Below are 8,048 nucleotides of genomic sequence, written 5' to 3' on the forward strand. Positions count from 1 at the left end.
GATGAGGTCACCGGCCTTGAGGCCGGCCCGAAACGCCGGCGAACCCTCGATGGGAGAGACCACCTTGACCAGGCCGTCTTCCATGGTGATCTCGATGCCGACGCCGACGAAACGGCCGCTGGTGCCCTCACGGAATTCCTTGAAGGACTTCTTGTCGAAGTACTGGGAATGCGGGTCCAGGCTGGCGACCATGCCCGAAATGGCCTCGGAGATCAGCTTTTTCTCGTCCACCGGCTCGACATAGTCGGTCTTGACCATGCCGAACACCGCGGCGAGCTGCTGCAGCTCTTCCAGCGGCAGCGGCGCCAGCGTGCCCCGCGCCACGGCCTGGAACTGCACCGTGGTCAGTGCCCCGGCCACCGCACCGATGGCCACCCAACCGGCGATCTTCAACTTCTGACCCATCTCGTTCCCCAATTCAATAGCCCCGTGACGGACGTCACCGCAGCGCTGCGCGGGCCAATATACCCCCTTGGAGGGGGCCGTTGCGGTTCGGTTCCTGGAAGCCGCTGCGCGGTGTCAGGCCTTGCCCTGGCTGGCCACGGCCGCAGCGGCCCGGGCAGCGGCTTCGGCGTCGCCGAGGTAGTAGGACTTGAGGGGCTTGAGGTTCGCATCCAGCTCGTACACCAGCGGGATGCCGTTGGGGATGTTCACGCCCACGATGTCGTCGTCGCCGATGTTGTCCAGGTACTTGACCAGGGCGCGGATGCTGTTGCCGTGTGCCGCGATCACCACGCGCTTGCCGCTGGTGATGGTGGGGGCCAGCACCTCGTTCCAGAACGGCATGACGCGGGCCACGGTGTCCTTGAGGCACTCGGTCAGCGGGATCTGTTCGGGCTGCAGCTGGGCGTAGCGGCGGTCGCCGCGCTCGCTGCGCGGGTCGCTCGCTTCCAGGGCGGGCGGCGGGGTGTCGTAGCTGCGGCGCCAGACCAGCACCTGCGCATCGCCGTACTGCTTGGCCATATCGGCCTTGTTCAGGCCCTGCAGGCCGCCGTAATGGCGTTCGTTCAGGCGCCAGTCCTTGACCACCGGCAGCCAGGTGCGGTCCATCTCGTCCAGGCAGTAGTTCAGGGTGTGGATCGCGCGCTTGAGCACCGAGGTGTAGGCCACATCGAATTCGTAGCCTTCGGCCTTGAGCAGCTTGCCGGCCGACATGGCCTGCGAAACGCCGGTGGGGGTGAGCTCCACGTCGGTCCAGCCGGTGAAGCGGTTTTCGAGGTTCCAGGTGGATTCGCCGTGGCGGATCAGGACGAGTTTGTACATGGCTTGGCGGTGTTGGGATGGTGCGGGTCGGGCTGCCGGCACGGGCTCCCAGGGCGGGTGCCAGCGCAGGTCAGCCGGACATTTTAGAATCTCGGGCTCTTCTGAAAGGTTTCCCTGTGAGTTTCTTCATCGAAAACTGGACCCTGTTTGCGGTCGCCCTGGCCTCTGGCGGGATGCTGCTGTGGCCCACGTTGTCCGGCAGTGCTGGTGCCGGCTCGCTCAACGCCAGCGAGGCGGTGCGCCTGATCAACCGCGAAAAGGCGAACGTGGTGGACGTGTGCGCCCCCGAGGAATTTGCCGCTGGCCACGTGGGTGGCGCCAAGAACGTGCCCCTGGCCGAGCTGGAAGCGAAGCTGGCCGGTGTGGTCAAGAACAAGACCGCGCCGCTGATCCTGGTGTGCGCCTCGGGCATGCGGTCGCGCCGTGCGGTGGCCGTCGCGAAAAAGCTGGGCTACGAGAACGCACACTCGCTCACGGGTGGCATGGGTGCTTGGCGTGCGGCCAGTCTCCCGGTGGAGAAGTGACCCCCCTGCGCCGATGCGCGGCTTCCCCCCAGGGGGACCACGCCTGTGGCCCGGCGAAGCCGGTTCCACGGCTTGTGCTGGCGAAAGCCCGCGCTCCGGTGATGTCTTGAGGTTTTAGGAGTTTTTGCCATGGCCCACGTGAAGATCTATTCGAGTGATTTCTGCCCGTACTGCACACGCGCCAAGGCGCTGCTGCGCGAGCGCGGTGTGCACGATTTCGAGGAAGTCGTGGTCGACGGCAAACCCGACGTGCGCGCGAAGATGACGCAAATCACGGGCCGCACCAGCGTGCCGCAGATCTTCATCGGCGATACGCACATCGGCGGCTGCGACGACCTGCACGCGCTGGACCGGCGCGGTGGCCTGGTGCCCCTGCTGCAGGCCTGACCCCGCTCAAAGCCGCGCCTGGCGGCCAGCGGCGATAATAGCCGCGTGCCCGCTGCGGGAACAGTCTTCCCCGGCGGGTTTTTCTTTGTCCGAACCACCCGAAAGCACCTCATGGCCGACCAAGATCCCATCTTCCAGATCCAGCGCATCTACCTCAAGGAAGCCTCGCTGGAGCAGCCCAATTCGCCCTCCATCCTGCTGGAGCAGGAGCAGCCTTCGGTGGACATCCAGCTGGGTGTCGAAGCCAAGCCCGCGGCCGACGGCGTGTACGAAATCAGCGTCACCGCCACGGTGCAGACCAAGATCCAGGACAAGACCGTGTTCCTGGTCGAGGCCAAGCAGTCTGGCATCTTCGAAATCCGCAACCTGCCGCAAGAGCAGATGGGTCCGATCATGGGCATTGCCTGCCCGCAGATCGTCTACCCCTACCTGCGCGGCAACGTGGCCGACCTGATCCAGCGCGCCGGCTTCCCGCCCGTGCACCTGGCAGAAATCAACTTCCAGGCCATGTACGAGCAGCAGCAGGCGCAGCAATCGCCCGCCATGGCCCAGTAAGTTCCCCCTCTTCGTCGCGATGAGGATCGCCATCCTGGGGGCCGGTGCCTGGGGCACCGCCCTGGCCATCAACGCCGCCGGCCAGCCGGGCGGGCGGCGCGAGGTCACGCTCTGGGCGCGCGATCCGCAGCAGGCGCAGACCATGGCCGAGCAGCGCGAAAACGCGCGCTACCTGCCCGGTCACCCGTTCCCGCCCACCCTGTCCGTCAGCCACGCGGCGCTGGACGGCCCTCATGCGCCGCAGCGCGACGCCGACCTGGTGGTCATCGGCTCGCCCATGGCCGCGCTGCGCGGCGTGCTCACGGCCTTGCAGGGCGTGGTGGTGCCGGTGGTGTGGATCTGCAAAGGCTTCGAGAGCCCGCAGGCCGGTGCTCCGGGCGGTCTGCTGGGGCACGAGGTGTGCGCCGCGGTGGCGCCGGGCCTCAAGGCCGGCGTGCTCAGTGGCCCCAGCTTTGCGCAGGAAGTGGCGCGGGGCCAGCCCACAGCCCTGGTGGCCGCGAGCGACCACGCCGCCGTGCGCGACGCGCTGGTGGCGGGCTTTCACGGCCCCACGCTGCGCGTCTACGCCAACGAAGACATCGTGGGTGTCGAGGTGGGCGGCGCAGTCAAGAACGTGCTGGCGATCGCCACCGGCCTGTGCGACGGCCTGAACCTGGGCCTGAACGCGCGCGCGGCGCTGGTCACGCGCGGTCTGGCCGAGATGACGCGCCTGGGGCTGGCCCTGGGCGCCCGGGCCGACACCTTCATGGGGCTGTCGGGGCTGGGTGATCTGGTGCTGACGGCCACCGGCGACCTGTCTCGCAACCGCAAGGTCGGCCAGCTGCTGGCCCAGGGCCTGAGCCTGTCACAGGCGGTGGCATCACTTGGCCACGTGGCCGAAGGCGTCTACAGCGCCCGCACGGTGGTGCAGCGCGCCCGCGTCCTGGGCATCGAAATGCCCATCAGCGAAGCCGTGGTGGCACTGCTCGAAGGCCAGCTGCAGCCCGCCCAGGCCGTGGCCGCCCTGATGGGGCGCGATCCGAAGGACGAGGCGCTCTGATCTGCTGCGGCAGATGCGCCGGCGCACCGCCGGCGCGCGGGCTGTTCAGTCCAAGATGCGGTGGAACCGGCTTCGCCGGGCCACTCGCATCGCCCCCTTGAGGGGGTGACGGGCGAAGCCCGGCGCGGGGGGGTGGCCTAAATCTCGAAGTTGTCGATCAGCCGCGTGCTGCCCAGGCGCGCAGCGCCCAGCACCACCAGCGACTGCGCCGTGACCGCGTCCTGTGCCGACGGCGGCTGAAGGTCGTGGCGGCGGCGCACCGTCAGGTAGTCGGGCTGCCAGCCGCGCACCGCCAGGGCTCGCATGGCCAGCGCTTCGAGGGCTTCGCGTTTCTCGGGCAGCGCACCCGCCGCGGCCAGCGCGTCGCGCGCCAGGGCGCGCAGGGCCAGCGACAGCTGCACCGCTTCGGCCCGCTCGGTCTCGCTCAGGTAGCCGTTGCGCGAACTCAGCGCCAGACCGTCCGCGGCGCGCTGCGTCTCGCCGGCGATGATCTGGATCGGCATCGCGTACTGCTGCACCATGCGGCGGATCACCATCTGCTGCTGGTAGTCCTTCTTGCCGAACAGCGCGTAGCGCGGGCCCTTGGCTTCCGAGAACACGCACTGGAACAGCTTCATCACGACGGTGCAGACACCGATGAAGAAACCGGGGCGGAAGTGGCCTTCCAGGATGTCGGCCAGGTCCGAAGGCGGTTGCACCTTGTAGACCTGCGGCTCGGGGTAGAGCTCCTTTTCGGGTGGCGCGAACACGATGTCGCAGCCGGCCTGTTCCAGCCGGGTGCAATCTGCCTGCAGCGTGCGCGGGTAGGTGTCGAAGTCTTCGTGCGGCGCGAACTGCAGCCGGTTCACAAAGATGCTGGAGACCGTGACATCGCCCAGTGGCTTGCCGGTGCGCACCAGGGCCAGGTGTCCGTCGTGCAGGTTGCCCATGGTGGGCACGAACACGGGCGAGTTGAACGGTCGCAGCGCAGCGCGCAGGTCTTCGACGGTGTGGACGAGTTGCATGAGGAGAGACGTGTCTTGTCGAGGGGCGCCGCGGAACCGGCTTTGCCGGGTCGCCAGCGCCGCCCCCTTGAGGGGGTAGCGCCGCAGGCGCTGCGGGGGTGGGCCTGTCTACCAGGCGTGCAGGGCGTCGTCCGGGAAGCTGCCGTCCTTGACGGCGGCCACGAAGGCGGCCATGGCGTCGCGCACGCTGTGCGCGCCGTCCATGAAGTTGCGCACGAACTTTGGGTTCTTGCCGAGGTTGATGCCCAGCATGTCGTGCATCACCAGCACCTGGCCTGCCGTGCCTTTGCCGGCGCCGATGCCGATGGTGTGGCAGGTGGGCAGCGCGGTGGTGATGTCGGCCGACAGCACGGCGGGCACCATTTCCAGCACCAGCATGGTGGCACCGGCGTCCTGCAGTTCCTGGGCGTGGGTGCGCAGGGTGCGGGCGGCCGCATCGTCGCGACCCTGCACCCGGTAGCCGCCCAGTGAATGCACGGTCTGTGGCGTCAGGCCCAGGTGGGCACAGACCGGCACGCCGCGTTCGACCAGGAAGCGAACGGTCTCGGTGGTCCAGCCACCGCCTTCGAGCTTGATCATGTGAGCGCCCGCGTGCAGCAACTGCGCCGCGCTGCGCATGGCCTGTTCTTTCGATTCGTGGTAGCTGCCGAACGGGAGGTCACCGATCACCCAGGCCGTGCCTTGCACGCGGCGCAGGCCACGCACCACGCTTTCGGTGTGGTAGACCATGGTGTCCAGCGTGACGCCGGCGGTGCTCGACAGGCCCTGGCACACCATGCCCAGCGAGTCGCCCACCAGGATGCATTCGACACCCGCCGCATCGGCCACCGCCGCGAAGGTGGCGTCGTAGGCGGTGAGCATGGTGATCTTTTCGCCGCGCTCGCGCATCTCCTGCAGGCGCGGCAGGCTCACCGGTTTGCGCTGCGGCAGGGGGGACGCTGCGGGCAGCGTGCCGTAGGGGGTGCCGGTGGCGGGGCTGGACGGATGGTCTGTGCTCATGAGGCGTCTCTCAGGCTCGGGATGCGGCACTATATTCGATCCCGCTATGCTTGCGACCCTATGAAACACCTCTCTGAATATACGGCCGACGACCTGTCCGCACTGGCCCGGGCCGACGTGGCGCGGGCCTTGGCCGAAGACGTGGGAAGCGGCGACCTGACCGCCGCGCTGGTCGAAGGCACACGCCGCGCCCGTGCCCGCATCCTGGCGCGCGAGGCGGCCGTGATCTGTGGTGCACCGTGGGTGAGCGCCGCGGTCGCGGCCTGCGACCCGCAGGCGCAGCTGACCTGGCACGTGACCGAAGGCCAGCGCTGCGCCGCTGACCAGGTGGTGCTGGAGATCGAGGGCAACGCCCAGGCGCTGCTGACGGCCGAACGCACGGCGCTGAACTTCCTGCAGTTGCTCTCGGCCGTGGCGACCAAGACGGCCGTGTTCGTCGACGCGGTCAAAGGCACGCGCGCGGCGATTGTGGACACGCGCAAGACCTTGCCCGGGCTGCGGCTGGCACAGAAATATGCGGTCCAGACCGGTGGTGGCGTGAACCACCGCATCGGCCTGTACGACGCGGTGCTGATCAAGGAAAACCACATCGCCGCGGCGGGCGGTGTGGCGGCGGTGCTCAAGCGCGCGCAGGACACGGCGCCACAGGCGCGCTTTGTGGAGATCGAGGTCGAGACGCTGGACCAGCTGGACGAGGCCCTGGCCTGTGGCGCGACCATGATCCTGCTGGACAATATGGAGGTTTCCACCCTGACGGACGCCGTGCGTCGCAATGCGGGGCGAGCGATTCTGGAAATCTCGGGTGGCGTGAACCTGCAGACCGTGCGGACCTTGGCAGAAACCGGGGTTGACCGCATTTCCATTGGGGCCTTGACCAAAGACGTCAAGGCGGTTGATTTTTCGATGCGGTTTCAGGCTCTGTGACACCGCATCCGTTCTGAGAAGGCAGGCCAGGCCGCCATGAACATGTCTGAATCCAACTCCGCCTCGGCGGGCGACGCGGTCATCGACGTCGAGTACGAGCAGCCAGCCTGCCCGACGCAGCATGCCTGGGCGCGTGTACCGGTCGAGCCCGGGCCCAAGCAGCGCGCGGCGCTGATGGACCGCATCCGTCGCCTGCTCAAACAACGCAATGCGGTGATGGTGTCGCACTACTACGTGCACCCGGACCTGCAGGACCTCGCCATCGAGACCGGTGGCATCGTCAGCGACTCGCTGGAGATGGCGCGGTTCGGACGTGACCACGCCGCGACCACCCTGGTTGTGTCTGGGGTGCGCTTCATGGGCGAGACTGCCAAGATCCTGAGCCCTGAGAAAACTGTGCTCATGCCCGACCTGGATGCCAACTGCTCGCTGGATCTTGGCTGTCCGATCGAAGATTTCAGCGCCTTCTGCGACCAGCACCCCGACCGCACCGTGGTGGTCTACGCCAACACCAGTGCTGCCGTGAAGGCCCGCTCGGACTGGCTGGTCACTTCCAGCTGTGCGCTGGACATCGTCAAGGCCCTCAAGGACAAGGGCCACAAGATCCTGTGGGCGCCCGACCGCCACCTGGGCAACTACATCCAGCGCGAGACCGGCGCCGACATGGTGATGTGGAACGGCTCCTGCATCGTGCACAACGAGTTCAAGGCCTTCGAACTGGCCGCGCTGAAGAAGGATCACCCTGGAGCCAGGGTGCTGGTTCACCCAGAAAGCCCGGCCGATGTGATTGCCATGGCCGATGCGGTGGGCTCCACGTCCGCCATCCTCAAGGCCGCACGCGAGATGGTAGCCACGGAATTCATCGTGGCCACCGACAACGGCATGATGCACGTGCTGCGTCAGCAGAACCCGGGCAAGGTCTTCATCGAGGCGCCCACATCGGGCAACAGCGCCACCTGCAAGAGCTGCGCGCACTGCCCCTGGATGGCCATGAACGGCCTGGCTGGCGTGGCGCGCGTGCTGGAGACCGGGCTCAACGAGATCCACGTCGACCCGGCCCTCATCCCCCGGGCGCGTCAGCCGATCGACCGTATGCTGGCCTTCACAGCCGCACACAAGGCTGGGCACGACGCGGGTGCGCTGGTGCCCAACATTGGCGCGGCATAAGCCCGGGGTCGATTGAAGAGCCACTGCCCGGGTGGGTCGATTGCGGTTTGCCAGCCCGTGTAGCGCTAAGGAAGGTCTGCACAACACCCGCTGCAGTGTGAGTTGATGCACTCGATTTCGGATGGCGGAGATTTCAGGCTTTGAAGGTCGGTTTGGAGGCTGATTTCGCCCCGTTCCGCGGCCCTC

Annotated in this window: 10 protein-coding genes; 6 read left to right on the plus strand and 4 right to left on the minus strand. The window is 67.5% G+C overall.

Going from position 1 to position 8,048, the window contains the following annotated elements; genetic code table 11:
* Together ACR2JA_RS14130 and gpmA are read right to left on the minus strand one after the other, a co-directional pair.
* Window positions 1–405, minus strand: a 405-nt coding sequence (locus tag ACR2JA_RS14130) for a S41 family peptidase (protein ID WP_434009717.1), incomplete at its 3' end; no start/stop codon positions are given.
* Between the two features lie 114 nt (window positions 406–519).
* Window positions 520–1,263 carry a 2,3-diphosphoglycerate-dependent phosphoglycerate mutase gene (gpmA, locus tag ACR2JA_RS14135; RefSeq protein WP_434009718.1) on the minus strand — a complete coding sequence of 248 codons (744 nt, stop codon included), beginning with the start codon at window positions 1,261–1,263 and terminating at the stop codon, window positions 520–522.
* Between the two features lie 116 nt (window positions 1,264–1,379).
* Here gpmA and ACR2JA_RS14140 point away from each other — a divergent pair, with 116 nt between their 5' ends.
* The 4 genes from ACR2JA_RS14140 (at window position 1,380) to ACR2JA_RS14155 (ending at window position 3,768) form a co-directional block, all read left to right on the plus strand.
* Window positions 1,380–1,787: a rhodanese-like domain-containing protein gene (locus tag ACR2JA_RS14140; protein ID WP_434009719.1), complete on the plus strand. Its 408-nt coding sequence runs from the start codon at window positions 1,380–1,382 to the stop codon at window positions 1,785–1,787.
* A 129-nt stretch (window positions 1,788–1,916) separates the two neighbouring features.
* Window positions 1,917–2,174 carry a glutaredoxin 3 gene (gene grxC / locus ACR2JA_RS14145; RefSeq protein ID WP_434009720.1) on the plus strand — a complete coding sequence of 86 codons (258 nt, stop codon included), beginning with the start codon at window positions 1,917–1,919 and terminating at the stop codon, window positions 2,172–2,174.
* Between the two features lie 111 nt (window positions 2,175–2,285).
* A complete protein-coding gene (secB, locus tag ACR2JA_RS14150) occupies window positions 2,286–2,729 on the plus strand; it encodes a protein-export chaperone SecB (protein ID WP_434009721.1) in 444 nt (147 codons plus the stop codon).
* A 19-nt stretch (window positions 2,730–2,748) separates the two neighbouring features.
* A complete protein-coding gene (locus ACR2JA_RS14155; RefSeq protein ID WP_434009722.1) occupies window positions 2,749–3,768 on the plus strand; it encodes an NAD(P)H-dependent glycerol-3-phosphate dehydrogenase in 1,020 nt (339 codons plus the stop codon).
* 137 nt (window positions 3,769–3,905) lie between these two features.
* Here the strand turns inward: ACR2JA_RS14155 and panC are convergent, their stop codons facing one another.
* Window positions 3,906–4,772, minus strand: a complete 867-nt coding sequence (panC, locus tag ACR2JA_RS14160) for a pantoate--beta-alanine ligase (protein ID WP_434009723.1) — start codon at window positions 4,770–4,772, stop codon at window positions 3,906–3,908.
* Window positions 4,773–4,880: 108 nt separating this feature from the next.
* The gene (gene panB, locus ACR2JA_RS14165) at window positions 4,881–5,771 is read right to left on the minus strand and encodes a 3-methyl-2-oxobutanoate hydroxymethyltransferase (protein ID WP_434009724.1); all 891 of its coding nucleotides are present in this window, start codon (window positions 5,769–5,771) and stop codon (window positions 4,881–4,883) included.
* 60 nt (window positions 5,772–5,831) lie between these two features.
* Between panB and nadC the strand changes: the two genes are divergently transcribed.
* Together nadC and nadA are read left to right on the plus strand one after the other, a co-directional pair.
* A complete protein-coding gene (gene nadC / locus ACR2JA_RS14170) occupies window positions 5,832–6,695 on the plus strand; it encodes a carboxylating nicotinate-nucleotide diphosphorylase (protein WP_434009725.1) in 864 nt (287 codons plus the stop codon).
* 36 nt (window positions 6,696–6,731) lie between these two features.
* Window positions 6,732–7,862, plus strand: coding sequence for a quinolinate synthase NadA (gene nadA / locus ACR2JA_RS14175; protein WP_434009726.1), 1,131 nt, complete (start codon window positions 6,732–6,734; stop codon window positions 7,860–7,862).
* Window positions 7,863–8,048 lie beyond the last annotated feature (186 nt).

Origin of the sequence: Hydrogenophaga sp., assembly GCF_051007235.1 — a bacterium.
GTDB lineage: Bacteria > Pseudomonadota > Gammaproteobacteria > Burkholderiales > Burkholderiaceae_C > Hydrogenophaga.

What these genes read in the sequence shown, in the direction of transcription:
- gpmA (WP_434009718.1), bottom strand. Translation starts at nt 1,263, where the DNA reads ATGTACAAACTCGTCCTGATCCGCCACGGCGAATCCACCTGGAACCTC.
- grxC (WP_434009720.1), top strand. Translation starts at nt 1,917, where the DNA reads ATGGCCCACGTGAAGATCTATTCGAGTGATTTCTGCCCGTACTGCACA.
- secB (WP_434009721.1), top strand. Translation starts at nt 2,286, where the DNA reads ATGGCCGACCAAGATCCCATCTTCCAGATCCAGCGCATCTACCTCAAG.
- ACR2JA_RS14155 (WP_434009722.1), top strand. Translation starts at nt 2,749, where the DNA reads ATGAGGATCGCCATCCTGGGGGCCGGTGCCTGGGGCACCGCCCTGGCC.
- panC (WP_434009723.1), bottom strand. Translation starts at nt 4,772, where the DNA reads ATGCAACTCGTCCACACCGTCGAAGACCTGCGCGCTGCGCTGCGACCG.
- panB (WP_434009724.1), bottom strand. Translation starts at nt 5,771, where the DNA reads ATGAGCACAGACCATCCGTCCAGCCCCGCCACCGGCACCCCCTACGGC.
- nadC (WP_434009725.1), top strand. Translation starts at nt 5,832, where the DNA reads ATGAAACACCTCTCTGAATATACGGCCGACGACCTGTCCGCACTGGCC.
- nadA (WP_434009726.1), top strand. Translation starts at nt 6,732, where the DNA reads ATGAACATGTCTGAATCCAACTCCGCCTCGGCGGGCGACGCGGTCATC.